The sequence below is a fragment of the Paraburkholderia tropica genome (genome assembly GCF_014171495.1).
GTDB lineage: Bacteria > Pseudomonadota > Gammaproteobacteria > Burkholderiales > Burkholderiaceae > Paraburkholderia > Paraburkholderia tropica.
The window spans coordinates 1126971-1150250 of record NZ_CP049135.1 but is presented as its reverse complement, the minus strand read 5'-3'; the positions used below and the strand labels follow the sequence as shown (position 1 = coordinate 1150250).

Here is a 23280-nt window from a genome sequence, read left to right as displayed (position 1 = left end):
AAATGTTAATAGACACTTGTAGCCATATGCACGCGTTGCGAATGCAACGCGACTTGAATCAAAAGAAGTGTGTGATGGCATTGTGCACGATGCGATATTTGTGCGTGTGCAATTTGTGCCAATGAGGTTATGTATCGTTTCGATATATTTTAAAAGGAATAGCGAATTGAATTGAAAGTGTTGAATGCTTTGGCCGAAAGGAAAGGCGGTGGATGGCCGTCAAAACCGTGTTTACAAGTTGATTCGTCGTGCGGCGCGTATGAAAGGCGATGTTAATGAAGTCCCGAACGACGTGCGGCGCAGCGTCACGCGCTATTTACATCGGCGTGAAAAATGAATTAACGAAGCGCGGGGAAAGCGCGGGGATGCGTAAAGCATCGATATTTTAAATATGACAACTGCAATCGTGACGGTGGTCTCAATGACGATCATTTCGCCATCGGTACGAGGCCGAAAAGCCGTGGGGTTAATCGCGCTGTGTCTGCAATGCGTGGACAGTACGGGCATCCGCGGGAAAGAAAGCCTCGATGGCCAGTTCGGCAAGCGTGATGTCCACGGGCGTGCCGAACACGGTCGTGGTGCTGTAGAACGCCAGTTCGCCGAGCGCCGTCTGCACGCGCAGCGGTATCGCGATGGGATGCTGGACCGGTTCGACGGCCGCGTGGCCCGTGTGCGGCGGCGCGGGATAGGCGGCGAGTTCGTCGTGCAGCGCGGCGAGCGTGGGGTCCGCGCTGACGTCGATCTGCCGTTGCAGGCGCGCGAGCAGATGCGCGCGCCAGGCGTGCCAGTTGAGGATGCGCGGGGCGATGCCGTCGGGATGCAGCGAGAGGCGCAACGCATTCACGGGCGCGGCCAGCAACGCGGGCGACGCGTCGCCGATCAGCGGCGCGAGCGCGTCGTTGGCGGCGACGATATTCCAGTGGCGATCGACCGCGAGGGCCGGATAAGGCGCGTGAGCACGCAGCACGAGTTCGACGGCCTCGCGCGCGGCCGCGAGTTGCGGATCGTCGAGCGCGCGTTCGCGATAAAGCGGCGCGTAGCCGGCCGCGACGAGCAGCGCGTTACGTTCGCGCAGCGGCACGTCGAGACGCTCGGCGAGATGCATCACCATTTCGCGGCTCGGCGTGGCGCGCCCCGACTCCACGAAGCTCAGGTGGCGCGTGGAAATTTCCGCTTCGGTGGCGAGCATCAACTGACTCATGCGGCGACGCTGCCGCCATTCGCGCAACAGTTCGCCGACACCGCGGCGCGCATCGCCGGAAGCGGGTACGGCGAGCGCCGACGTGAATGCAGACGTGAGCGTGTTCATGGCGCCGATTCTAACGAAATCGCGCCGTCGCGCGATTACTTCAGACGTAATGGCGGCGCTGCATGCGTGCGATTCTTTTTTTGTCGACGCGGCGATGCGGGCATCATGTGAATCCCGCGCGTTTGTGCGCGCGCGGTGTGCGCGCAAGCCACTTATCGCTGCGCGTGCGATCGCCTAGAATGCAATTTCACTTTTCGTGCTGACATGGCGGGAGAAGGCCATGAGGGAAACGGTTGTCGCTTATCTGCTGGGTCCGGCCGTGATGGTGCTGATCTGCGCCGCCATGTGGGCCGCGTCGCGCCATCATCGCGGCGGTTTCGAGGCGCGCGTCGCGCGCTGGCTCGATGCGCACCGGGGGCACGGCATTCGCCACAAGCATTGAGCGTGCCAGTGTAGCGCTGCAATCGGTGCAACGGCGGCGGCGCCTTGCGGGTATACGTGCATTCCATTCGCGGCGAGCGTCAGGCGATTTACGCCAATTGAATGGCACTCCGAAGTAATTGATGCGCTGCGGCGCTCCGGCCGTATCGGGTCTGTCCCGTATGCGGGGAACTGTATGACAGTACACGTGTCACTGCCATATTGCGAAACGGAGCCTTCCATGACACGACCCGCCGACTCCCTGATCATTTTCATCGCCCGCATCCTGCTCGCGATCCTGTTTTTGTGGGGCGGCGCCATGAAACTGCTGGGTTACGCGGGCTTCATCGGCTATCTGCATTCGCGCGGCGTGCCGTACGTGCAGGTCGCGGCGCCCGTGGTGATCGCGGTCGAACTGCTCGGCTCGCTCGCCCTGATCTTCGGCGTGCGCATGCGCGCCATCGCGTTCCTGCTGGCCGTGTACGCTGTCGTCACGGCCGTGCTCGGGCATGACTTCTGGAATGTCACCAATGCCGCACAGCAGCAGGAAGCGGCCGTGCATTTCTGGAAGAACGTCGCCATTGCCGGCGGATTTTTGCTGCTCACGGTAACGGGCGCGGGACGTGCTTCCATCGATGGAATGCGCGCGCCGCGCGGTGGCCTGCGAGGCTGAGCGCCGCGCCGCATCCCCGATCCCCTGAACGCAAGGAGCCGGCTTTGATCCAGAATTTCGATTTCAACGTGGGCGGCAAGACCGGGCAATTCTGCGCGAGCCTCGCCGACGACGGCACGCGCCGCGTGCTGATCAGCACCGCCGATACGGCCAAAACGCTGGTGATCCTCGACGCGACCGGCGTGCTCGGCGCGCTCAAGGCCGAACTCGAGGAGCCCGAGCAGTTGATCGCGCACGCTATCCGCAAAGCGCAGACCGAAGGGCTCATCGAACGCGCGCTCGCCTCGGGCGCGATTCAGGAGACGTCGCTCTAGCGCGCCTCTTCTTATCCGCACGTTCGGGCGATGTTGCGTCGACGCGGTGTGTCACGCAAGCGTCATGCTCGATGTCGTCTCAAGCGCGCCGCCGGGCTTTGGCCTTCGCGGCGCGCGTTGACGTCCTTCTCTTTCGTTTAGCGCGATGCCTTCATGCGCGGCGCCGTCTCGGCGGCGGGCGGCGCGTGGGCGGCGTCCGTCCGCACGAAGCACGCGAGCGCCGCCGCAATCAGCAGCAGGATCGCCGAGATCGCCGCGTCCGCGTGCAGACCGCTGACGACTTCCGTCGCCGCGCCGCTGCCCGTAAGCGAGCCGAACGCCGCCACGCCCACCGCGCCGCCCGCCTGGCGCGCCGTGTTCAGCAACGCCGACGCCGTGCCCGCGCGCGCCGGTTCGACCGAGGACAGCACGGTCGTCGTCATGGCCGGCACGGCGAGTCCCATGCCCGAGGGAATCAGCAGGAAGGCGGCCATCATCGCCAGCAAGGGCGTGCTTGCGTCGACGGGCATCAGCAGCGCGTAGCCGAGTCCGGCGAGCAGGGCGCCGCCGATCATCGGCGCACGCGTGCCGAAGCGCGCGACCACGTGGCCGCTCGCGATATTCGAGAGCAGAAAGCCACCTGTGAGCGGGATGAACGTGAGCCCGGCCTGTAGCGGCGTCTGACCGCGCGCATGCTGGAGAAACAGCGCGAGCACGAACACCGTGCCGTAATAGGTGAAGTTCACGCAGATGCCGAACAGCACCGACGCGCTGAAATTACGGTTGCGCAGCATGCCGAGCGGCAGCATCGGCGAGTCGATGCGCGCTTCGAGCATCACGAAGGCCACGCCGGCGATCAGCGCGAGCGCGAGGCCGCCCGACACCGCCCAGTGCGCGAGGCCGAGCGGCCGCCATTCGATTACCGCGCCCGTGAAAGCCGTGAGCGCGACGACGGCGAGCAACTGGCCGCGCAAGTCGAGGCTGCGCGCGGCGGCGGGTTGGGCGGTGCCTGTTTCGGAAGATGCTGAAGCGGCGGAAGCCTTGCGCGGCGCGGGAATCCACAGCAGCGTGGCGGCGAGCCCGGCCGCGCACAACGGCAGATTCACGAGGAAGATGCTGCGCCAGCCGAACGCCGCGATCAGCAGGCCGCCCGCGACCGGCCCGGCGGCGATCGAGATGGCCCCGGCGGCGGTCCAGAAGCCCACGGCGCGCGCCCGCAGCGTGCGTTCGTGGCGGCAGGCCTCGTTGAGCAGCGCGAGCGAATTCGGCAGCATCGCGGCCGCGCCCGCGCCTTGCAGTGCGCGCGCGGCGATCAGCATGACCGGATCGGCGGCGAGTCCGCAGGCCAGCGAGGCGAGCGCGAACACCACCAGCCCGAGCGCGTACAGACGGCGCGCGCCGTAGCGGTCGCCGAGCACGCCGCCGGACAGCATCAGCACGGCGAAGGCGAGCGTGTAGGCATCGACGATCCATTGCAGCCGCGCGACATTGGCGTGCAGGTCCGTGGCGATGCGCGCGAGCGCGATATTGACGATGGTGACGTCGAGCTGCGTCACGACGAAGCCCACGCTCACGGTGGCGACGATGCGGGCGAGCGCCGGCGTGAAGCGCGCGGGCGGGGCGGAGTGCGGATGGGAGGGGTTCATGCGACTCATCATAGGCCGCGTGAGGCCGACGACGTTTCGGGTTGAGGTGAAAGATGGGCGCAGGTTCCAGGCCCGCGAAGTCGGCGCCTGCGCGCGCGCCAATAAAAAAGCGCCACATCGCGAACGATGTGGCGCTTTTGACGACGGCGTAGCCTTTCGGGGACCGATCAGCGAGTGCGCGCCGGGTCCTTGAAGAACAGCGTGGTCAGCGCGCCCAGCACGCAGATCGCCGCGACGTAGTACGGCGGCGCGAGCGGCTCCGACTTCATCATCAGCGCGACGACGATCGGCGTGAGTCCGCCGAACACCGCGTAGGCGACGTTGTACGAGAACGAGATGCCCGAGAAGCGCACCACGGCCGGGAAGGCGTTGACCATCACGAACGGCACCGCGCCGATCGTCCCGACGAGCAGGCCCGCCACGGCGTAGAGCGGCATCAGCAGCGAGCTGTCCACGGCGAGCTGGCGGAACAGCGTGTAGTAGGCGATGGCCAGCGCCACGCCGCCGATCGACAGCACGCGGCGCGCGCCGAAGCGGTCCGCGAGCGCCCCGGCGCTCACGCAGCCGACGGTGAGGAACAGCGTGGCGACGCAGTTGGCGAGCAGCGAGGTGGTGGCGTCGAGATGGAACTGCTTCTGCAGCAGCGGCGGCGTCATCAGGATCACGACGACGATGGCGGCCGACAGCATCCACGTGAGCAGCATCGACACGATCACGGCGCGGCCGTGGTCGCGCAGCACGGCCTTGAGCGGGACTTCGTCGGCGAGCGACTTGCGCGCCTGCATTTCCGCGAACACGGGCGTTTCGTGCAGCCATTGGCGCAGATACACCGAGAACAGCCCGAACACGCCGCCGATCAGGAACGGCACGCGCCACGCCCAGGCCGAGATTTCCGACGGCGCGAAATGGTGATTCACCGCCGCGGCGATCAGCGAGCCGAGCAGGATGCCGAAGGTCAAACCCGCCGTGAGCGTACCGCACGCGTAGCCGATATGGCGGCGCGGCACGTGCTCGGAGACGAACACCCACGCGCCCGGCACCTCGCCGCCGACAGCCGCGCCCTGCAGCACGCGCAGCGCGAGCAGCAACACGGGTGCGAATACGCCGATCGTCGCGTAGGTCGGCAGGCAGCCCATCGCGAGCGTGGGCAGCGCCATCAGCAGGACGGAGAGCGTGAACATGCGCTTGCGGCCGAGCAGGTCGCCGAAGTGCGCCATGACGATGCCGCCGAGCGGACGCGCCAGATAGCCCGCCGCGAAGATGCCGAAGGTCTGCAACTGGCGCAGCCAGTCGGGAATTGCCGCCGGAAAGAACAGCTGGCCGATGGCCGGCGCGAAGAACACGAAGATGATGAAGTCGTAGAACTCGAGCGCGCCGCCGAGGGCGGCGAGGCCGAGCGTCTTGTAGTCGCTGCGCGTGAGCGCGCGCGCCGGTGCGCTCGCCTGAGCGCCCAGATCCGTAGCTTGCATGTCCGAAAACCGAGAAGTTGTTATGAGCCGTGGGACGGCACGTCTATTGGCTTCACCGGCAGGCGCGCGGGTGGCGCGGCGGGCGGCGGTGGTCGGGCGCGGATCGCGGGTGCGGATCGAGGCCTGGTAGGCACGGGGAACGGCGCGCGGTTCCGGGTAGGGCACGCGCCGACGCTGACCAATCCGCGATTTTACAGTAAGCCGACGATGCGCCCGGCATCGGCTTCTGGAGGATTCCTGTCAGGTTTGGTGGAGTCGCCGTAGGAATGCGGCGCACTGTTGCGCAATTCGGACTGATCTGATGGGCGGCCTTTGCAATTCTCCACAGAATTGCCGCCAGGTTGTCTGACATAGAGAGGTGTCTTCATGCGTATCGCGATTCTCCAGCGCGACCCCGTTCAACGCGCGCAGATCGAGCGGGTGCTCGGCCAATGCGGGCATGCCTGCATGCCGTTCAGCGACGGCATTTCGCTGGCCAAGGCGCTCGCCGCCTCCACGGTCGACATGCTGGTGCTCGACTGGCAGGGCACGCGGCTCTCGGGCGCGGAGCTGCTGAAAACGGTGCGTGCGATCAACGGCAATCAGATTCCGGTGCTGTTCGCGTCCGAAGACACGTCGGACGACAGCGTGCTGCGCGCCTTTTCCGTGGGCGCCGACGACTACGTGAGCCTGCCGGTGTGTCCGTCGGTGTTTCGCGCGCGCGTGAACGCGCTGCTGCGGCGCGCGTTTCCCGATCGCTTCGACAACGTGACGCTCGACGCCGGCGCCTATCGCTTCGACATGCGCCGTCAGGCGGTCACGGTGCGCGGCAAGAGCGTGGAGCTGTCGGGCACGCAGTATCGGCTCGCTTCGCTGTTCTTCGCGAACGTCGGGCGCGTGCTGTCGCGCGATCATATTTACGCGATGGTCTGGGGCCGCGAGTTGCAGACGCTCACGCGCACCATCGACAGCCACGTTTCGCGGCTGCGCGTGCTGCTCGACATCGAACAGCACAACGGCTACCGGCTGCAGCCGGTCTACAAGAGCGGTTACCGCCTGTTGCGTCTGCAGGACGACGCCGCGCCGCTGGAGCGCGAGGCGGCCTGATCTTCGCGAACGCGCCGTCGCGAACGCGGCGGGCAAAAAAAGGCGGCACGTCATGCGTGCCGCCTTTTTGTTTGCGCGGTCCGGCTGTGCGGGACCGGCGCGGAATCTGTGCGCCGCTTCAGCGCGCGAGGCCGAGTCCTTGCAGGACCGCATTGCCTTCGTTCGTCAGGCGGATCTTCGTGGCGCCCACGTCGACGTCGCCGGGCACCTGCTCCACGAGACCCGCTTCCTGGAGCATGGCGATCTCGGGCTTGGCGTGCGCGTCGATGGGCGCGTGCAGCAGCAGCAGCAGCGTGGCGAGCTCGTGATGGCTCAGCAAGCGGCGCAGGATCGTGCGTTTCGCGGGCTTCGCCGGTTGCTCGTTGCTTGCTGCCTGATTCTTCGAACTGGTCCAGTACACGGGCACCTCCTGCTACGTTGTCTTTCTGGTGACGCGATGATGCGGACGAAGACTTAAACGATTCTTAAAACCGCCCGCCCAATTGTGTCGCGGTACTACACCGGGTTACGCCAGTAAGCAGGTGTTAATGCGGGCGGCATCGACAGCCGGAATGCCCGCCTGGTGTTCCGCAGCGCGGACCGCAATTCCGGAATCATGGTGCGCAGGTTTTGCTCGCGCCCTCAATCCAGAGATTCTTCGCGTGGCGCTTGCCCGCGTAGAAACGATAGGTGGTCGTGCCGTTGTCGGCGCGCACCTTGATCACGTTCGAGTCGCCGAAATCGAGCATTTCGCCTTGCGGCAGCGACGTCGTGTTGAAGCTCGATCCGTGCCGCGTCGCTTCCACCGTCAGGCAGGAGATCACGTCCCGCACCGAGCGGTTGGTCGTGGAATCGATAACGGGCTGGCCGGAATCCGGATTGCTCTGGAACCAGGCGCAGGCGCCAAGCGTGAGCGAAAGGGCGAGGGGCACGACGAGCTGCTTCATATTGCTCCTGTTAACCAGTTAACCGTGTGGGCGACCGGCGCGAAGTGAGGGGAAGCCCTTGCGGGCCGCGTGGCGGCGCGCCGGAAAAAAGAGCCAAAGATTATATCGGCAGCACGTCGCGTGCCGCCGCGCGCAAGGCAACGCAGCGCGTGAAAAAACGCGCGATGCGTGACGGAAAGCGGGCGCATCGCGGAACAAGCGGGCACGTGTGTTGCACAGACGCGACTTGCGCGCCCGTCGCGCGACACAGACGCACACGTTTGATCGCGGCGAGATAGACTATTCGACAGGTGCACTCCGCGATCTGACGCGACGTCAGGGAGAATAACCATGAGCCGCCCGTCGATCCGTTTTCCTGTTCGTGCCACCGGTACCGGCTCGGTCTGGCGGTGGATCAAGTGGGGTGTCATCGTCGCGCTGCTGGCGGCGATCGTGATCCTCGCGCGCATCGTACAGATCGAAATCGACACCTCGCGATTGCAGGCGCGCTATCTCTCCGAACTCACACGCGACATCGGCTTCACCGTCGAAAACGGGCCGAGTCACAGCATCCGCTTTCCCACCACGAACGGTCCTTACGACACGCGGCTCGGCTACGCCCAGCTGCCGATGTTCACCGACCGTCTTGCGCAGCGCGGCTTCGCGGTTGCTTCGCAGGCCCGTGATTCGGAACGCATGATTTCGCTGGCCGATCAGGGTCTCTTCATCCCGTTCGAGGAGAAGGACCAGGCCGGCATCGCGCTGCGCGACGCGAATGGCGCGACGCTGTTCCACACCCGCTATCCGCAGCGCGCCTATGAAAGTTTCGACGCCGTGCCGCCGCTCGTGCGCGACTCGCTGCTGTTTATCGAAGACAAATACCTGCTCGCCGCCGATCAACCGAACCGCAATCCGGCCATCGACTGGGGCCGTTTCAGCCACGCGCTGATCGATCAGGGCGCGCGCCTCGTGAACCGCCATCAGCAGACGCCGGGCGGCAGCACGCTCGCCACGCAGATCGAGAAGTTTCGCCATTCCACCGGCGGGCGCACGTCCACGCCGCCGGAGAAACTGCGCCAGATCGCGTCGGCCTCCGTGCGCGCGTATCTCGACGGGCCGCAGACCATGCCCGCGCGTCAGCAGATTCTCGTTCATTACCTGAATTCCGTGCCGCTGTCGGCGAAGGCGGGCATCGGCGAAGTCAACGGGATTGGCGACGGGCTCGCGGCCTGGTACGGGCGCGATTTCCGCGACGTGAACCGCGTGTTGCGCGCGCCGGTGTCGAGCGCGACGCTCGACGAACAGGCGCTCGCGTTTCGCCAGGTGCTGTCCTTGCTGATCGCGCAGCGCGCGCCTTCGTATTTCCTGCAAAAGAACAACGAAGCGCTCGCGAAGCTCACCGACAGCTATCTGCGCCTGCTTGCGAACGGCGGCGTGATCACGCCGCAATTGCGCGACGCCGCGCTCGCCACGCAACTGACGCTCGACCGCTCGAAGCCCGCGCCGCGCCCGGCCGTGTCGTACGTGGACCGCAAGGCGGTGCTCACGTTGCGCACGCAACTGATGCAGGCGCTCGGTCTGAAGACGCTTTACGACCTCGACCGCCTCGACCTGACCGCGACCGCCACGCTCGACGACGGCGTGCAGCAGGCCGTGAGCGACCGGCTCGCCGATGCCGCGACGAAGGACGGCGCGCGCGCGGCGGGACTCGTGGGCTTCGAGATGCTGCGCCCTGCCGACGATCCGTCGAAGATCGCGTACAGCTTCACGTTGTTCGAGCGGCGCGGCGGCGAAAATCTCGTGCGCGTGCAGACCGACAGCGTGAACCAGCCCTTCGATATCAATTCGGGCGCGCGCCTGAATCTGGGCTCGACGGCGAAGCTGCGCACCATCATCACGTATCTGCAGATCGTGAGCGCGCTGCACACGAAATACGCCGACCAGGATGCGAAGACGCTGCGCGCGGAACTGCCGCAGGTGGACCCGAGCGATGCGCTCACGCGCTGGGCGATCGACTATCTGTCGAAGACCTCGGACCGCTCGCTGCCCTCGATGCTCGAAGCGGCCGTGGAGCGCAAATACTCGGCGAGCCCGGGCGAAACCTTCTACACGGGCGGCGGCGCGCAGAGCTTCAATAACTTCGAGTCGAGCGACAACGGGTCGATTCTCACTCTGCACCGCGCGTTCCAGCATTCGGTGAATCTCGTGTTCGTGCGGCTCATGCGCGACATCGTCCACTACGAGATGATCCAGACGTCCGGGCCGCCCGCCACGTGGCTCGACGATCCGGCCGTGCGCAACCGCTTTCTCACGCAGTTTGCCGACGGCGAAAGCCAGGTCTACATGAAGCGCTTCTACGCGCGCTATCAAGGCAAGAGCAACGACGAAGCGATCCAGAGCCTGCTGCAACACACGCGCAAGGGACCGGCGCGGATCGCGACCGTGCTGCGCAGCGCGAATCCGGACGGCTCGCTCGCGTGGTTCGATACGCAGATGCGCGCGCAACTGAAGAACACGAAGTTCCAGTGGCTCGACGACGAAGAGCTCGCGAAGTACTACGACAAGTACGCGATCGACAAATTCAACCTCAACGATCGCGGCTATATCGCGGGCATTCATCCGCTCGAACTGTGGCTGCTGCTGTATCTGCGCTCGCATCCCAACGCGACGCTCGCGCAGGTTCAGCAGGCGAGCCGCGATACGCGTCTCTATACCTATAAGTGGCTGTTCAAGACGAAGTATCACGCGACGCAGGATCGCCGTATCCGCCACATGATCGAACTGCGCGCATACGACGCGATCGGCAAGTCGTGGCGCGCGCTCGGCTATCCGTTCGACAACATCACGCCTTCGTATGGCGCGGCGATCGGCGCGTCGGGCGACCGGCCGTCGGCGCTCGCGTATCTGATCGGCCTCGTGTCGAGCGATGGCCAGAAGCTGCCGACGCACAGCTTCGAATCGCTCGACTTCGCGCGCGGCACGCCGTACGAGACGCGCTTCGTGCATGCCGCCACCGCGCCGCAGCCGCTCATCTCGCCGGATATTTCGAAGGTGGTGCGCGAGCTGCTGACGTCGGTGGTGGAGGGCGGCACGGCCAAGCGTCTCGCCGACGGCATGACCTTCCCCGACGGCAAGAAGCTGGACGTCTACGGCAAGACCGGCACCGGCGATCAGCGTTTCAATGTCTATGCGCCGGGCGCGCGGCTGATCGAGTCGCGCAAGGTGAACCGCAGCGCCACGTTCGTGTTCGTGATCGGCAATCGCTTTTATGGCACGCTGACCGCGTGGGTGCACGAGCCGTATGCGGCGCGCTACACGTTCACGAGCGCGCTCTCGGTGCAGTTGCTCAAGTCGCTCGCGCCGGTGCTGCAACCTTTGCTCGAGGATCAGGACGCGCCCGACGGCAAGCTCAAGGCGGCAACGGGATCGAAGGAGATGACGCTGATCGATCCGCAAACGGGCGCGATGCAGCAGGTGAGTCTCGCGTCGCTGAACGCGGCTGCGCAAAGCGGATGGACCAGCACGATGCCGGGCTTCTATGCGGATGCCGGCTCAACGGGCGCGATGGGTGCGATGGCGAAACGGAAATGAGCGCTCACTGCGTGCATCGATGAACGTGATGCCGATAAAAAACGCGCCCGGATGGGCGCGTTTTCTTTGGTGCCGCCGATGCGCCCGTGAGCGCGATGGCGAAGCTCAGTACGAGCCGGCGTCCGGAGGCGGCGGCGATCCCGGCGGCGGCGGCGGCAGATAACGCTGCTGCGGTTGCGTCTGATACGGCTGCTGCGTCTGCATGCGGCCCGCGACCGGAATGCGGTTGCCGTTGCCGTACATGCACTGCAGATACGCGTAGTCGTAACGGCGTTGCACGTCGTAAGCCGAGCCTTGCACGTTGCCCATGCCGACCGCGCTGCCCGCGAGCAGGCCCGCGCCCGCGCCGATGGCCGCGCCCTGGCCGCCGCCGAACGCGGCGCCGGCTGCCGCGCCGAGTGCGGTGCCGACCACGGCGCTGCCCACGCCCGCATTTGTTGCGGCCTGGTTGGTGGCGCCGCCGCCGACCTGCTGGAAGGCGAACTGGCGGCAGTTGTAGTCGTCGTTGCGGAACTGGTCGAAGGTCTTGCCGGTGCCGGGCAGCGCCATCACGCTCGGGCCGGTCGGCACCACGGCGCACGCGCTCAGGAGCCCCGCCGCGGCAAGCACCGCGAGATAAGTCGATTTCATGTGAAGCTCGTCTGGTCGGTTAGTTCGAAGGGGCCGCCTGGGCGGGCACCGAGCGCCAGCCCGACGCGCATTGCTTCACGTACGGGTAGTAGGTCTTGGAGGCGTCGCAGTAGTACCAGGTGTCGCCGTTCTGGCTGGCGGCGACGCCGTTCGGGCCGTTGGCGGGCCCTTGCTGGTAGACCGCGTCCGGGTCGCCGGCCTGGCCCTGCTCGACGTAGTCGGGCGGCGGCGGGGGCGGCGGGGTGACGATGACGGGCGGCGGCCCCCAGTAGTAGGGCACGGGCGCGACGGGGTAGTAGTACGGCACGCCGCCGCCGATGAACACGCCGACGCGCGCCGCGTTCGCCGCCCCGCTCACGCAGGCGATGGCGGCCACGGCAGCCCCGAGAATGAATTTCGACCTTCTCACAACGATCTCCAGTACGGATGGTCCCGGGCCGGTCAGCCCGCGCATGATGAAACGCTATGACAAGGCGGGGTTCAATGCAATTACGCGAGTTGCACTGTTTTTTCGAGTTGTTACAACTCGGTGACGGCGTCCGGTACGCACCTCGGACGCTCGCGCCGTTCGGAGCACAAGCTGCGGCTTCGTGGTCGTATCGGCGGTCTTCAGTCGCTTCTTGCGCGGTTCGTGCGCGGCGCGTGTGTTTGCCGTAAGCTGCGCGTCGGTAATATTTGGATATTTGAGACAAGGGCCTGTTGAGCGATGTCAGGCCTGATTCTGGCTTTCGGATTGAATAGAAAAAGCCGGATGTCCCCCAGAATGATCTGAAATCCTCGACGTCTTGTCCGGTCAAGATGTGCCGCGCAATGTGCGCGCATCTGTCCCGATCGCCGCTCGAATCGATCCTCTGTCTACCCATGCCGTTGTTTCGCGCTCGCCCGTGCGTTCGGGCTTGCGCGGAATTCGCCATCGGCGCCGCGCGCGACCGCGAAAAAGTCGAATAGTCATTTCGATTCGCCGCGCGCGGTACACGCGCATGCGCCACTTAGACTGGCCGACCGCCGCGTGATCGGCGCGGCGCCATCCTTGAAAATTAATAAGGACTACAAAGATGAGGAAAATTCTGATGGGCGCGGCGGCGTGCGCCGTCGTGAGCGCAGCGCCCGCATGGGCCGGTTTGGGTGGCGCGCCGACTTATCCGTCGGCGCCACGCATGCCGGGCATCCGCACGATGACGGCAGCCAATGGCGTCGCCGCGTCCTACACGGTGACCACGGCCACGCTCGCTAACGGCACCGTGATTCATGAGTATCTCGATAGCGCCGGTACCGTGTTCGCGGTGTCGTGGCGCGGTCCGCGCGTCGGCTCGCTCGAAACGCTGCTCGGCAATTACTTTCCGGCGTGGCAAAAAGGTCTTGCCGAAGCGCGTGCGGCGCGGGGCGGCGGCCACGGCCCGGTCTCGATGCACGGCCCCGATCTGGCCGTCGAGTCGGGCGGCCACATGGGGGCGCTGACGGGGCGCGCGTGGCTGCCGAAGGCGCTGCCGCAAGGCATGAGCGCGGATCAGATTCAGTGAACGGAGCGAGACGATGAACAAGATCATTCTGGCTTCGGCACTCGCGCTAAGCGTGGCGCTCGTGGCGTGCGGAGGCGGTGGGGGCGGCGACGAGGGCGATGGCGCGCCGGGCCAGGCGGCGGTGTCCAACGGCAGCGCGCCGTCGAGTGGCGGCGCATCGGGTTCGGGAACGAACGGGGGCAAATCGGGTTCGGGCAGCGCGACGAGCGCGACGAATAACCCGCCGAATAACAGCAGCCCAGGCAATAACGGTTCGGCTGGCGGCAAGGCCGGTTCGGGATCGACCACGCCTTCGGGCAACGCGGGCGATGGCGGTTCGGCGTCGGGCGGCCAGAGTTCGGGCGGCACCGATTCATCGGGCTCGTCGGGATCATCGGGCTCGGGCACTTCGGGCGGCGACACGTCCGGCAGTGGCGCTCCGGGCGGCGGCAGCAGCGACAGCGGCGCGCCCGACGGCGGCGCAACCGCCGACATCGGCAACACCGTCGCGGTGAGCGTTTCGTCGGCGAGCAGCGTGCGCAATGTCCCGCTCGTGAGCGTGACCGTCTGCCAGCCCGGCAGCAGCGGCCAGAAGAACTGCGCGACGATCGACAACGTGCTGCTCGACACCGGCTCGTTCGGCCTGCGCCTCTATGCATCCGCGATTCCGCCGGCCACGCTCGCCGCGCTGCCGATCCAGCGCGACGCCGCGAGCGGCACGAACGTCGCCGCGTGCGGCATGTTCGGCTCGGGTTATACGTGGGGCAGCCTGCGTAGCGCCGACGTGAAGCTCTCGCGCGAAATCGCCGCCTCGGCGCCGATCCAGGTGATCGGCGATCCGGCCATCGTGTCGAGCGCGCCTTCGTCGTGCGTCTATAACGATTCGCTCAACACGACCGGAGCGCTCGGCGGCGTGAACGGCATTCTTGGCGTGGGCGTCGCGCGCAACGACTGCGGCGCGGCGTGCGCGAGTTCGGCGCAGGCCGGCTATTACTACGCGGATGCCGCGCCGGCGACGCCCATCGCCATGCCGCTCGCGAACCAGGTTACCAATCCCGTCGCGCTGTTCCCGATCGACAACAACGGCCTGATCGTCGATATGCCCGCGATCGACGCGACGGGCGCGCTGACGTCGTCCGGCACGGTGATCTTCGGCGTCGGCACCCAGTCGAATAACGCGTTGCCGGGCGCGGGCACGACGATCCTCGCGACCGACCGCTGGGGCAATTTCAGCGGCAGCGTCGCGGGCGGCGCGGCCGTGCCCGCGTTCATCGATTCGGGTTCGAACACGCTGGGCTTCGAGGACTGGGCGCTGCCGCAATATCAGGGCTTTTACGCGCCGGTTTCGGCGATCCAGCGCGCGCTCGCGCTCTCCGACACCACGGGCGCGGCCGCGACGGCCAGCATCGGTATCGGCAATGCGCGCGCGCTGCTCGCCACGCGTTACACGGCGTTTAGCACGCTCGGCTCATTCCTCGGACAGACGCTCGATCTCGGCATGCCGTTCTTCTATGGCCAACGTGTCTGGTACGGCATCGAAGGCACGCGCGCGGGCGCGAATGTCACCGGACCTTATGTGAGTTTTGCTGCCCGGTAATGCTTTCTTCAGGTAATTAGCATAAAAAAGCGCGCTTATTTCAGCGCGCTTTTTTTATTCAAACTACTCTGTCAGGTTCTCATTAACAACATAAAAAGTATTTGCAAAGCATGATTCGTTTCCCCTATTATTCGCACCTCATGCAAAGTTCGATCGGGTACGCGTAAGGCGGCAAAAAATTCCCAATGGCGCCCTAAAAAATTCACGAATACAAACGTTTGCCCTGGCGAAAACCCTTAGTCAAGGCGTCAGACCGGGCGCCGTTATAGCGCAAGTAGGCCGGACCGTTTCCAATCGGTCCTTTTTGCAAGACCTAAAATGCACTGGCGTTTTAAAACGTCGACAAAAGCCACTGAGAGAAAGCTTGCGATTTGCATGCAGATTGCGAGTTGCGCGCCATGACCACGAGGGAAATAACAATGGAACATTCGACGCCCGAGCGTCAGCTCGAACTCATCGAGCTGAGCGCGGTCACCGCTGCGCTCAATCGCGTGCAGGCCGTGATCGAATTCGATCTGCAAGGCATCATCCTGCATGCTAACGAGAACTTTCTCGCAACCGTTGGCTATACGCTCGATGAAGTGCGGGGCAAGCATCATCGAATGTTCTGCGAGCCCGAGTACGCGCGCAGCGAACCGTATCGACTCTTCTGGGAGCGCCTCGGCCGCGGCGAATTCGATCGCGGCGAATACCGACGTCTTGGCCGCGACGGCCGCGAAATCTGGATCAACGCGTCGTATAACCCGGTGTTCGGCGAAGACGGCCGTCCCTATAAGGTCATCAAGTTCGCGACCGACATTACCGCGATCAAGCAGCAGCACGCGGAATACGAAGGCCGTTTGCGCGCCATCGACAAGGCGCAGGCCGTGATCGAATTCGACACGCAGGGCATCGTGTTGCAGGCGAACCAGAATTTTCTCGACACGCTCGGTTATCGGCTCGAAGAAATTCAGGGCAAGCATCACCGCATGTTCTGCGACGAACTGTACGCATGCAGCGCGGAATATACCGAGTTCTGGGCCAAGCTCAATCGCGGCGAATTCGATGCGGGTCGTTACAAGCGCATTGGCAAAGGCGGGCGCGTGGTGTGGATTCAGGCGACCTACAACCCGATCTTCGACGTCAATGGCCGTCTCTACAAGGTCATCAAATTCGCCAATGACGTGAGCGCGCAAGTCGAGCTCGAAGAGAGCGTGAAGCACCGCGCCGAAAGCGATCAGCGCAAGGTGGAAACGCTGCTCGAGGTGGTGCGCAATGCGGCGGCGGGCGACCTCACGGGCAAGGTGGAAGTGGCCGGCGACGATCCCATCGATCAGCTCGCAGCCGGCATCAAGAGCATGATGAGCGACCTCTCCGGCGTGATCGGCAAGGTGGTGGAATCGGCGGGCACGTTCAAGGATTCGTCGCAGGACATCGCGGCGCGCGCGGATACCGTCGCGGGCGGCGCGCAACTGCTCGGCGCGACGGTCGAGGAAATGAACGCGTCGATCGAGGAACTGACCGCATCGATCAACTCGATCGCCGACAACTCGCGCGGCGCGGATCAGCTCGCCAAGGACACGCAGCAGGAAGCCGAGCGCGGCGCGAAGGCGGTGGGCCGCTCGATCGAATCGATGGAACTCATCAACCGCTCCTCGGAGGATATCGGCGAGATCATCAAGGTGATCGGCGAGATCGCCAGCCAGACCAATCTGCTCGCTTTCAATGCGGCAATCGAGGCCGCGCGCGCGGGCGAGCACGGGCTCGGCTTTTCGGTGGTCGCCGACGAAGTGCGCAAGCTCGCGGAGCGTTCGTCGCAAGCCACCAAGGAAATCTCCAAGCTGATCAACGAGTCGGTCAAGCGCGTCGCGCAAGGCAGCGAAATCTCGAAGCAGGCCGGCGAGGCGTTCGAGCGCATTCTCTCGGGTGTGAGCCGCACGACGCAGGCCATTTCCGAAATCTCCTGCGGTGCGGACGAGCAATTGATCGCCGCGCGCGAAGTGGCCGCCGCGATCCAGCAGGTCGCGGAAGAGACTGAGAAGTCCGCGGGCGCGTGCGACACCATCGCGCGCGCGGCGGCCTCGCTCAGGGGCGGCGCGGAAGGACTCGACACGACGGTCGCACGCTTCGTCGTCTGACGATCAGGAGAGAGTAGTGGACATCGATAAGGATGCCGAAGCATCGGTGCAGCGTGCGTTGTTCGAGCAGGTGAGGCGGCATACCGGCATCGCCATGAACGAGCGCAAATGGACCATGCTCAAGGGCCGTTTGCGCCGCCGCGTGATGGCGCTGGGGCTGCCCGATTATCGCGACTATCTTCAGGTGCTCGACACCAACGTGGAGGAAGTGCGCGACTTCATCGATCTCGTGACGACGAACGAAACCTCGTTCTTTCGCACGCCGCGTATCTGGGAGTATCTGTCCGAAGCGTTCTTGCCGTACTGGCATTCGCTGGAGACGGGCGCGCCGTTGCGCGTGTGGTCGGCGGCGGCGTCGAGCGGCGAGGAAGCGTGGTCGACGGCCATGCTGTGCGAGGAGTTTCGCGCGCGCCAGCCGTCGTTTCGCTACACCATCGTCGGCACCGATATTTCGGACGGCATTCTCGCCACCGCGCGCGCGGGCCGTTATCAGGGGCGCAGTCTCGAAGGCCTGCGCCTGCATCATCCCGCGCTCGCGCAGAAGTATCTGCGCAGCGACGGCGAATGGGCGAGTGTGAACGACGCGCTGCGCGCGAACGTCACGTTCCGGCAGCACAATCTCTATGCGTTGCCGCGCGACTTCGGGCAGTTCGATCTCGTGCTGCTGCGCAACGTGCTGATCTATTTCGATCAGGACGGCCAGCAGGCGGTGCTCGCCAACGTGCGCCGCGCGATGAAGCCCGACGCCGTGCTGATCGTGGGTGAATCGGAATCGCTGAGCCGCATGGCGACGGACTTCACCTTCGAGCAGCCGCTCATCTACCGCAACGGAAGACACAACGAGGAACGCGACCATGAGCACGCGTGACGTGCAGGTGCGGATGTGCGAGATCGCGGTAGGCAGCGCGGACGACGCGAAAATCCTTCGCGCGACGCTGGGTTCGTGCGTGGGCATCGGCCTGTTGTGGCGCGCGCGCGGCACCTATGGGCTGGCGCATTGTCTGCTGCCGCAACCGGTGGGCAGCGCGCGTGCGCCTGGCGCCGCGCAGACGGGCAACGGCGCGAAATACGTGATCGAGGCCCTGCCGGCGCTGATCTCGATGATGGGCGCCGACGCGGCGCCGGACGGCGAAATCGAAGCGGTGCTCGCGGGCGGCGCGAACATGATGCATCACCGCACGACGATCCACGAGCCGATCGGCGATCTGAACGTGCGCATGGCGCAGCAGTTGCTGGCCGGCGCGCGCGTGCGCGTGGTGCACGTCGATGTGGGCGGCGAGTGCGGGCGTCAGCTCACCATCGATTGCGGACAGCATCACTACGCCGTGCGTCATTTCGCGCGGGCGTCGTGACGCACGATGCGCGCCTGATCAATTCGTTCGGATAACGAATCAAGGAGCTTCGCGATGAATCATCGTGCGCTGGCCGCGGGTGGCAAGCTGGAGCTGTATGGATCGTTTCACCTCGCGGGCACGGAACTCGCGTTGCCGGTGTCGGCGCTCCAGGAAGTGGTCAATCATCCCGAAGCGCTCACGCCGGTGCCGCTCGCGCCGTCGTATCTGCTCGGCCTGTTCAATCTGCGCGGCACGCTGATTCCCGTGGTGGATCTGTGCCAGTTGCTCAATCTGCGCGACGAAGGCGTCGCGGGGGCGCGCAAGATCGCGATTGTCGAGGCGGCGGCGGGACGTGTCGGTCTGCAATTCGACGCCACGGGCGAGATCCTGCGCGTGCCGAAGGATCAGGTCATCGAGATCGCGATGGCCGAGGGCAGCGCGCCGTCGGCGATCGGCTCGGTGCTCAAGCTCGACGGCGGCGAGCGCATTTTGCAGGTGTTGTCCGCCGATGCGCTGCTGCGTTTGCGCGACGTCCCGCATCTGGCCGAACCCGCCGCGCGCTCGACCGCGCGCCGGGCCCAGCAGGGGCAGCGTCGCCAGAACGTGTCGTTCAAGGTGGGCGGCACCGCGCTCGCGCTGCCAATGGGCGCGATCCAGGAAATCATTCGCGTGCCCGCGCTCCAGCATTCGCCGCTCGCCGACGACGTGTGCATCGGCATGCTCAATCTGCGCGGCGCGACCGTGCCCGTGCTCGATTTCGGCAACTTCCTCGGTTTCTCGCGCGCGCCGGAAGACACGACGTCGGCCGACGAGCGGCGCATCGTCATACTGCACCGCGACGATCTGTATTTCGGCTTGCTCGTCGACGAAGTGGCGAGCATCGTCGCCTGCCGCGATGACGAACTGCTGCCGATGCCGAGTTACGGCAACGCGCATCGCTCGCTGTTCTCGGGCTATCTCGCAGCGGAGGGTGCCGAGGGTGCCAGCGGCGTCCTGCTCGTGAACGCCGATGCGCTTTACGCGCATGCGCGCGTTGCATCGCTCGCGGCGGGTCATCGCGATCTCTACCGCAAGGCCACGGAAGCGGCCGGCGTCGCGCAAAAACGCGGAACGGGCACACGTCAGACGCTCGTGACGTTCCGCATCGGCCAGTTGCTCGGCGTGCGCATTACGGAGCTGCGCGAGGTGATCCACTATCGCCACGACACCGTCAAGACGCCGGGCCTGCCCGCGTTCGTGCGCGGCGTGCTGAATCTGCGCGGCGTGCTGGTGACGGTGATCGACGTGCGCGCGATGTATGCCATGCCGCCGTACGAGGATCTGACGCGCGCGAAGATCCTGATCGTCGAGCATCACGGCGAGAAGTATGGGCTGCTCGTCGATTCCATCGAGGACATCATCACGCTCAAGAGCTGCGCGCAACTCGCGATGCCGACCATGCTCACGCGTGCAGCGGGCGCGAATGTGCGCAGCGATATGCGCGAAGCGGTCGAATTGCCGGGGCAGGGTACGCTGATGCTGCTCGATCCCGCTTCGCTGTGCGAGCGCGTGGCGCAAGAGGCCGCGACGGTGTGAGTCAGGCTTCGAGCGCGAGCGTGGCGAAGGTGGCGAGCCAGTGCTCGCCCATATAGTCGCCGGCGACGTGATCGAGCGCGGCGTTCAGATGCGTCTGCGCCGCTTCATGCAGCACTTGCACGCGCGGATCGGTCGCAGGCAAGGCGCGCGCGAGCGTGCGCTGGCACCACGCGCGGCTCAGGTTCAGACCGTCGAGATGCGCGATCTTGCCGTCGGTGCGGTCGCTGACCGTGGCGGGCATGAACAGCGTGGCCGGTTCGCGCCGCGCCAGCGCGGGCAGAAATCGCGTGAACCATGCTGCGAATGCATCGGCGGGCAACACGCGGCTCATCAGCACGGCTTCCATCAATGACGGCGACAGAAATTCGTCGCCGGACGGTTCCCATGCCTGGCAATCCGAATCATTTTCATGCCAGCGTGTGGCCGTCTCCTCGATCAACTTCCCCAGTGTGTTTCGCTGCGTTTGCCGCGCAAAATCGAGCGCCAGCGTAAGCGCGAACGCCGTGTTGAAATGCGTGCCCACGCGCAGCGGATAAGTCGATTTCGGCAGGAATTCTTCGAAGCGCTCGACGAACGTTTCCGTGAGCGGCGCAAGCGTGCGCGACCAGCGCGCGGCCGCGGGTGTGGTCATCGCATGGAGCTGTCCCGCGAGCGCGAGCAGCCACGCCCAGCCATACGGACGCTCGAATCCACGGTTATGCGGCAGGTCGAGATAGGCGCGCTCGCCCGCCATGTTGGCGTCGGTGAAATGCGCGTCGATCACGGCGACAATGCGGGGCGCTTCCGGCAGCTCGGGAAAGCGCGCGAGCAGCCGCGCGACGAGCCAGTAGCCGTGCACGCAGGAATGCCAGTCATAGCTGCCGTAAAACACCGGATGCAGCGCGCGCGGCGTCTGCACGTCCTGCGGACCCGCGAGCGCGTGCGTGAGCTTGTTCGGATATTCGCGCGTGAGGTGAGCGAGCGCGAGCGAGGCGAAACGCGAGGCGTGTGCAGAGGAAAGCGTGGCGTTCATGGCAGCCGTGGACGATGTCGCGAGAGCGTCAGCTTAGCGCGATTCGCCGCGTTCATCGCGGCGCGCGTTCGCGTTCGAGCCGCCGCATCGCTTCGCCGACGTCCTGACTGAATTGCGCGAGCGCCGCCAGTTCGACGTTGGGCGGTTGCAGCGCGCTCCACAGCACGCTGGCGAGTTGCGTGGCGGTGGCTTCGATATCGGTGCGCCGATTGGCGAGCGTCGCGTCCCAGAGCACATGTTCCATCGGCCCGAACACCAGCGAGCGCAGCAGGCGCAAGGGCATGTCGCTGCGAATCTGGCCGCATTCCTGGCCGCGCGCGAGCACGCGCATGAGCGGCGCGGTATAGCGGCGCTGCATTTCCACGAGCGCCTCGCTCAGCTCGTGATGACGCGTGCGCCCTTCAGAGAGCACGAGTTCGCAGATGCCGGTGCCGCTTTCCAGCATCAATTGCAGATGCATGCGCACGATGAATGCAAACTGCTGATGCACCGTGCCGTCGCGGGGCAGTCCGGCTTCGATCGCCTCGATCGATTCGTCGTACCAGTCGCCGATCACGCGCGCGCAGAGTTCGCGTTTGCCGCGGAAATAGCTGAACACCGTCGCTTCCGAGATGCCCAGGCGTTGCGCGATCTCGGCCGTGGTGGCGCGCGCGTAGCCTTTCTCGGAGAACACCGCGCGCCCGGCTTCGAGGATTTCCTTGACGCGCTGCTGGGACTTGCGTCCGGCCGGTTGGCGGCGCGACGCGGGCAGGACGGGATGGGCGGTTTCTGACATTCTGAGTAAGCTTCACTTCTATGCGGATTTGTAGCCGATTATGCACGAATGCATTGGCTGTTCAATGAGTTTTTATATGGCTAAGGTGTGCATGTTAAGAAATCTGAGTGATACTCAAAATCACCTATTGACGTTAACGTAAATGTGGCGTGAAATGGGCGACGAAGAGGACAGCATGCGCCCTGCGCGGCCAACCCCGCGCCCGCACTCAGGAGACAGACAGATGAGCAACGTACCCGGTTTGCAGTTCCCGCTCGGCGAAGAAGTCGAAATGCTGCGCGACAGCATCGCCAATTTCGCGGCGAAGGAGATCGCCCCGCGCGCGGGCGAGATCGATCGCACCGACCAGTTCCCGATGGACCTGTGGCGCAAGTTCGGCGACCTGGGCGTGCTCGGCATGACGGTCGCGGAGGAGTACGGCGGCGCGAACATGGGCTACACCGCGCACATGGTGGCGATGGAGGAGATTTCGCGCGCATCGGCGTCGGTCGGCTTGTCGTATGGCGCGCACTCGAATCTGTGCGTGAACCAGATCCACCGCAACGGCACCGAAGCGCAAAAGCGCAAATATCTGCCGAAGCTCGTTTCCGGCGAACACGTGGGCGCGCTCGCAATGAGCGAGCCGAACGCGGGTTCGGATGTCGTCAGCATGAAGCTGCGCGCCGAGAAGCGGGGCGATCGATACGTCCTCAACGGTACGAAAATGTGGATCACCAACGGGCCGGATTGCGACACGCTCGTGGTCTACGCAAAGACCGATCCGCAGGCGGGCGCGAAGGGCATCACCGCTTTCATCGTCGAAAAAGGCATGAAGGGTTTTTCGGTTGCGCAGAAGCTCGACAAGCTCGGCATGCGCGGCTCGCACACGGGCGAACTCGTGTTTCAGGACGTGGAAGTGCCTGAAGAAAACGTGCTCGGCCAGCTCAACGGCGGCGTGAAGGTGCTGATGAGCGGGCTCGATTACGAGCGCGCCGTGCTCGCGGGCGGTCCCACCGGCATCATGGCCGCCGTGATGGATTCGGTCGTGCCGTACATTCACGAGCGCAAGCAGTTCGGTCAGGCCATCGGCGAATTCCAGCTCATTCAGGGCAAGGTCGCCGACCTCTACACGACGTATCAGGCGTGCCGCGCGTATCTCTACGCCGTGGGCTGCCAACTCGACACGATCGGCAAGGAACACGTGCGCCAGGTGCGCAAGGATTGCGCGGGCGTGATCCTCTATACCGCCGAAAAGGCCACGTGGATGGCGGGCGAAGCCATTCAGATCCTCGGCGGCAACGGCTATATCAACGAGTATCCGGTCGGACGTCTCTGGCGCGACGCGAAGCTCTACGAAATCGGCGCGGGCACGAGCGAGATTCGCCGCATGTTGATCGGCCGCGAACTGTTCGCGGAAACCATGTAATCCT

22 protein-coding genes and 2 pseudogenes are annotated in these 23280 nt (G+C 65.1%); 13 read left to right on the top strand and 11 right to left on the bottom strand.

Annotated features, from left to right (window positions below):
- Positions 1–184: 184 nt before the first annotated feature.
- A complete protein-coding gene (locus G5S35_RS19965) occupies positions 185–337 on the top strand; it encodes a hypothetical protein (protein ID WP_161495605.1) in 153 nt (50 codons plus the stop codon).
- 129 nt (positions 338–466) lie between these two features.
- Here the strand turns inward: G5S35_RS19965 and G5S35_RS19960 are convergent, their stop codons facing one another.
- Positions 467–1309, bottom strand: coding sequence for a helix-turn-helix domain-containing protein (locus G5S35_RS19960; RefSeq protein WP_183038900.1), 843 nt, complete (start codon positions 1307–1309; stop codon positions 467–469).
- A 220-nt stretch (positions 1310–1529) separates the two neighbouring features.
- Between G5S35_RS19960 and G5S35_RS19955 the strand changes: the two genes are divergently transcribed.
- From G5S35_RS19955 to G5S35_RS19945, 3 genes are all read left to right on the top strand, one after another.
- Positions 1530–1691 (top strand): hypothetical protein, encoded by a 162-nt coding sequence (locus G5S35_RS19955; RefSeq protein WP_167371392.1) that lies wholly within the window; start codon positions 1530–1532, stop codon positions 1689–1691.
- A gap of 219 nt (positions 1692–1910) precedes the next feature.
- A complete protein-coding gene (locus G5S35_RS19950) occupies positions 1911–2342 on the top strand; it encodes a DoxX family protein (protein ID WP_065057662.1) in 432 nt (143 codons plus the stop codon).
- Positions 2343–2386: 44 nt separating this feature from the next.
- The gene (locus G5S35_RS19945) at positions 2387–2656 is read left to right on the top strand and encodes a hypothetical protein (protein WP_074981294.1); all 270 of its coding nucleotides are present in this window, start codon (positions 2387–2389) and stop codon (positions 2654–2656) included.
- 137 nt (positions 2657–2793) lie between these two features.
- Here G5S35_RS19945 and G5S35_RS19940 read toward each other — a convergent pair whose 3' ends face one another.
- The 3 genes from G5S35_RS19940 to G5S35_RS19930 form a co-directional block, all read right to left on the bottom strand.
- The gene (locus G5S35_RS19940) at positions 2794–4281 is read right to left on the bottom strand and encodes an MFS transporter (RefSeq protein WP_420874528.1); all 1488 of its coding nucleotides are present in this window, start codon (positions 4279–4281) and stop codon (positions 2794–2796) included.
- Between the two features lie 167 nt (positions 4282–4448).
- Positions 4449–5750: an MFS transporter gene (locus G5S35_RS19935; RefSeq protein ID WP_065057664.1), complete on the bottom strand. Its 1302-nt coding sequence runs from the start codon at positions 5748–5750 to the stop codon at positions 4449–4451.
- Positions 5751–5941: 191 nt separating this feature from the next.
- Positions 5942–6118 carry a hypothetical protein gene (locus G5S35_RS19930; protein WP_156773564.1) on the bottom strand — a complete coding sequence of 59 codons (177 nt, stop codon included), beginning with the start codon at positions 6116–6118 and terminating at the stop codon, positions 5942–5944.
- Here G5S35_RS19930 and G5S35_RS19925 point away from each other — a divergent pair.
- On the top strand, positions 6117–6836 hold the full coding sequence (locus G5S35_RS19925) for a response regulator transcription factor (RefSeq protein ID WP_124261891.1): 720 nt from the start codon (positions 6117–6119) through the stop codon (positions 6834–6836). The two genes, G5S35_RS19930 and G5S35_RS19925, sit on opposite strands and share 2 nt — an antisense overlap.
- A 118-nt stretch (positions 6837–6954) precedes the next feature.
- On the opposite strand, the gene G5S35_RS19920 is transcribed toward G5S35_RS19925, so the two are convergent.
- Positions 6955–7236, bottom strand: a complete 282-nt coding sequence (locus G5S35_RS19920; RefSeq protein WP_065057666.1) for a hypothetical protein — start codon at positions 7234–7236, stop codon at positions 6955–6957.
- Between the two features lie 193 nt (positions 7237–7429).
- Entirely contained in the window at positions 7430–7762 is a 333-nt protein-coding gene (locus G5S35_RS19915; protein WP_065057667.1) for a hypothetical protein, read from the bottom strand.
- Positions 7763–8092: 330 nt separating this feature from the next.
- On the opposite strand from G5S35_RS19915, the gene G5S35_RS19910 reads away from it, so the two are divergent.
- The gene (locus G5S35_RS19910; RefSeq protein ID WP_183038899.1) at positions 8093–11332 is read left to right on the top strand and encodes a transglycosylase domain-containing protein; all 3240 of its coding nucleotides are present in this window, start codon (positions 8093–8095) and stop codon (positions 11330–11332) included.
- A 105-nt stretch (positions 11333–11437) separates the two neighbouring features.
- Here the strand turns inward: G5S35_RS19910 and G5S35_RS19905 are convergent, their stop codons facing one another.
- Both G5S35_RS19905 and G5S35_RS19900 read right to left on the bottom strand, forming a co-directional pair.
- Positions 11438–11962, bottom strand: a complete 525-nt coding sequence (locus tag G5S35_RS19905; protein WP_065057668.1) for a glycine zipper family protein — start codon at positions 11960–11962, stop codon at positions 11438–11440.
- A 19-nt stretch (positions 11963–11981) separates the two neighbouring features.
- Positions 11982–12371 (bottom strand): hypothetical protein, encoded by a 390-nt coding sequence (locus G5S35_RS19900; RefSeq protein WP_065057731.1) that lies wholly within the window; start codon positions 12369–12371, stop codon positions 11982–11984.
- A gap of 646 nt (positions 12372–13017) precedes the next feature.
- Here G5S35_RS19900 and G5S35_RS19895 point away from each other — a divergent pair.
- The 6 genes from G5S35_RS19895 to G5S35_RS19870 all read left to right on the top strand — a co-directional run bounded on the left by G5S35_RS19895 (position 13018) and on the right by G5S35_RS19870 (position 20084).
- The gene (locus G5S35_RS19895; RefSeq protein ID WP_065057669.1) at positions 13018–13482 is read left to right on the top strand and encodes a DUF2844 domain-containing protein; all 465 of its coding nucleotides are present in this window, start codon (positions 13018–13020) and stop codon (positions 13480–13482) included.
- A gap of 13 nt (positions 13483–13495) precedes the next feature.
- Positions 13496–15058 (top strand): DUF3443 family protein, encoded by a 1563-nt coding sequence (locus G5S35_RS19890; protein ID WP_183038898.1) that lies wholly within the window; start codon positions 13496–13498, stop codon positions 15056–15058.
- 419 nt (positions 15059–15477) lie between these two features.
- Complete coding sequence (locus tag G5S35_RS19885; protein ID WP_074981299.1) at positions 15478–17175, top strand: methyl-accepting chemotaxis protein; 1698 nt, start codon at positions 15478–15480, stop codon at positions 17173–17175.
- A gap of 16 nt (positions 17176–17191) precedes the next feature.
- Positions 17192–18043, top strand: coding sequence for a CheR family methyltransferase (locus G5S35_RS19880; protein ID WP_065057672.1), 852 nt, complete (start codon positions 17192–17194; stop codon positions 18041–18043).
- Complete coding sequence (locus G5S35_RS19875; protein WP_065057673.1) at positions 18030–18527, top strand: chemotaxis protein CheD; 498 nt, start codon at positions 18030–18032, stop codon at positions 18525–18527. The genes G5S35_RS19880 and G5S35_RS19875 overlap by 14 nt, the downstream gene beginning before the upstream one ends.
- A 54-nt stretch (positions 18528–18581) precedes the next feature.
- Positions 18582–20084, top strand: a complete 1503-nt coding sequence (locus G5S35_RS19870; RefSeq protein ID WP_074981301.1) for a chemotaxis protein CheW — start codon at positions 18582–18584, stop codon at positions 20082–20084.
- 1 nt (position 20085) lies between these two features.
- Here G5S35_RS19870 and G5S35_RS19865 read toward each other — a convergent pair whose 3' ends face one another.
- From G5S35_RS19865 to G5S35_RS40290, 3 genes and pseudogenes are all read right to left on the bottom strand, one after another.
- Positions 20086–21096: a DUF2891 domain-containing protein gene (locus G5S35_RS19865; protein WP_183038897.1), complete on the bottom strand. Its 1011-nt coding sequence runs from the start codon at positions 21094–21096 to the stop codon at positions 20086–20088.
- 52 nt (positions 21097–21148) lie between these two features.
- A pseudogene (locus G5S35_RS40295) lies at positions 21149–21565 on the bottom strand (TetR/AcrR family transcriptional regulator C-terminal domain-containing protein); the annotation flags it as partial.
- A gap of 99 nt (positions 21566–21664) precedes the next feature.
- Positions 21665–21871: pseudogene (locus G5S35_RS40290) on the bottom strand (helix-turn-helix domain-containing protein); the annotation flags it as partial.
- A gap of 223 nt (positions 21872–22094) precedes the next feature.
- Here G5S35_RS40290 and G5S35_RS19855 point away from each other — a divergent pair.
- Positions 22095–23276 (top strand): isovaleryl-CoA dehydrogenase, encoded by a 1182-nt coding sequence (locus G5S35_RS19855; RefSeq protein WP_183038896.1) that lies wholly within the window; start codon positions 22095–22097, stop codon positions 23274–23276.
- The last annotated feature ends 4 nt before the right edge of the window (positions 23277–23280 follow it).

What these genes read in the sequence shown, in the direction of transcription:
- G5S35_RS19930 (WP_156773564.1), bottom strand. Translation starts at nt 6,118, where the DNA reads ATGAAGACACCTCTCTATGTCAGACAACCTGGCGGCAATTCTGTGGAG.
- G5S35_RS19935 (WP_065057664.1), bottom strand. Translation starts at nt 5,750, where the DNA reads ATGCAAGCTACGGATCTGGGCGCTCAGGCGAGCGCACCGGCGCGCGCG.
- G5S35_RS19870 (WP_074981301.1), top strand. Translation starts at nt 18,582, where the DNA reads ATGAATCATCGTGCGCTGGCCGCGGGTGGCAAGCTGGAGCTGTATGGA.
- G5S35_RS19915 (WP_065057667.1), bottom strand. Translation starts at nt 7,762, where the DNA reads ATGAAGCAGCTCGTCGTGCCCCTCGCCCTTTCGCTCACGCTTGGCGCC.
- G5S35_RS19855 (WP_183038896.1), top strand. Translation starts at nt 22,095, where the DNA reads ATGAGCAACGTACCCGGTTTGCAGTTCCCGCTCGGCGAAGAAGTCGAA.
- G5S35_RS19895 (WP_065057669.1), top strand. Translation starts at nt 13,018, where the DNA reads ATGAGGAAAATTCTGATGGGCGCGGCGGCGTGCGCCGTCGTGAGCGCA.
- G5S35_RS19910 (WP_183038899.1), top strand. Translation starts at nt 8,093, where the DNA reads ATGAGCCGCCCGTCGATCCGTTTTCCTGTTCGTGCCACCGGTACCGGC.
- G5S35_RS19960 (WP_183038900.1), bottom strand. Translation starts at nt 1,309, where the DNA reads ATGAACACGCTCACGTCTGCATTCACGTCGGCGCTCGCCGTACCCGCT.
- G5S35_RS19965 (WP_161495605.1), top strand. Translation starts at nt 185, where the DNA reads ATGCTTTGGCCGAAAGGAAAGGCGGTGGATGGCCGTCAAAACCGTGTT.
- G5S35_RS19950 (WP_065057662.1), top strand. Translation starts at nt 1,911, where the DNA reads ATGACACGACCCGCCGACTCCCTGATCATTTTCATCGCCCGCATCCTG.
- G5S35_RS19925 (WP_124261891.1), top strand. Translation starts at nt 6,117, where the DNA reads ATGCGTATCGCGATTCTCCAGCGCGACCCCGTTCAACGCGCGCAGATC.
- G5S35_RS19875 (WP_065057673.1), top strand. Translation starts at nt 18,030, where the DNA reads ATGAGCACGCGTGACGTGCAGGTGCGGATGTGCGAGATCGCGGTAGGC.
- G5S35_RS19940 (WP_420874528.1), bottom strand. Translation starts at nt 4,281, where the DNA reads ATGAACCCCTCCCATCCGCACTCCGCCCCGCCCGCGCGCTTCACGCCG.
- G5S35_RS19905 (WP_065057668.1), bottom strand. Translation starts at nt 11,962, where the DNA reads ATGAAATCGACTTATCTCGCGGTGCTTGCCGCGGCGGGGCTCCTGAGC.
- G5S35_RS19890 (WP_183038898.1), top strand. Translation starts at nt 13,496, where the DNA reads ATGAACAAGATCATTCTGGCTTCGGCACTCGCGCTAAGCGTGGCGCTC.
- G5S35_RS19865 (WP_183038897.1), bottom strand. Translation starts at nt 21,096, where the DNA reads ATGAACGCCACGCTTTCCTCTGCACACGCCTCGCGTTTCGCCTCGCTC.
- G5S35_RS19955 (WP_167371392.1), top strand. Translation starts at nt 1,530, where the DNA reads ATGAGGGAAACGGTTGTCGCTTATCTGCTGGGTCCGGCCGTGATGGTG.
- G5S35_RS19885 (WP_074981299.1), top strand. Translation starts at nt 15,478, where the DNA reads ATGGAACATTCGACGCCCGAGCGTCAGCTCGAACTCATCGAGCTGAGC.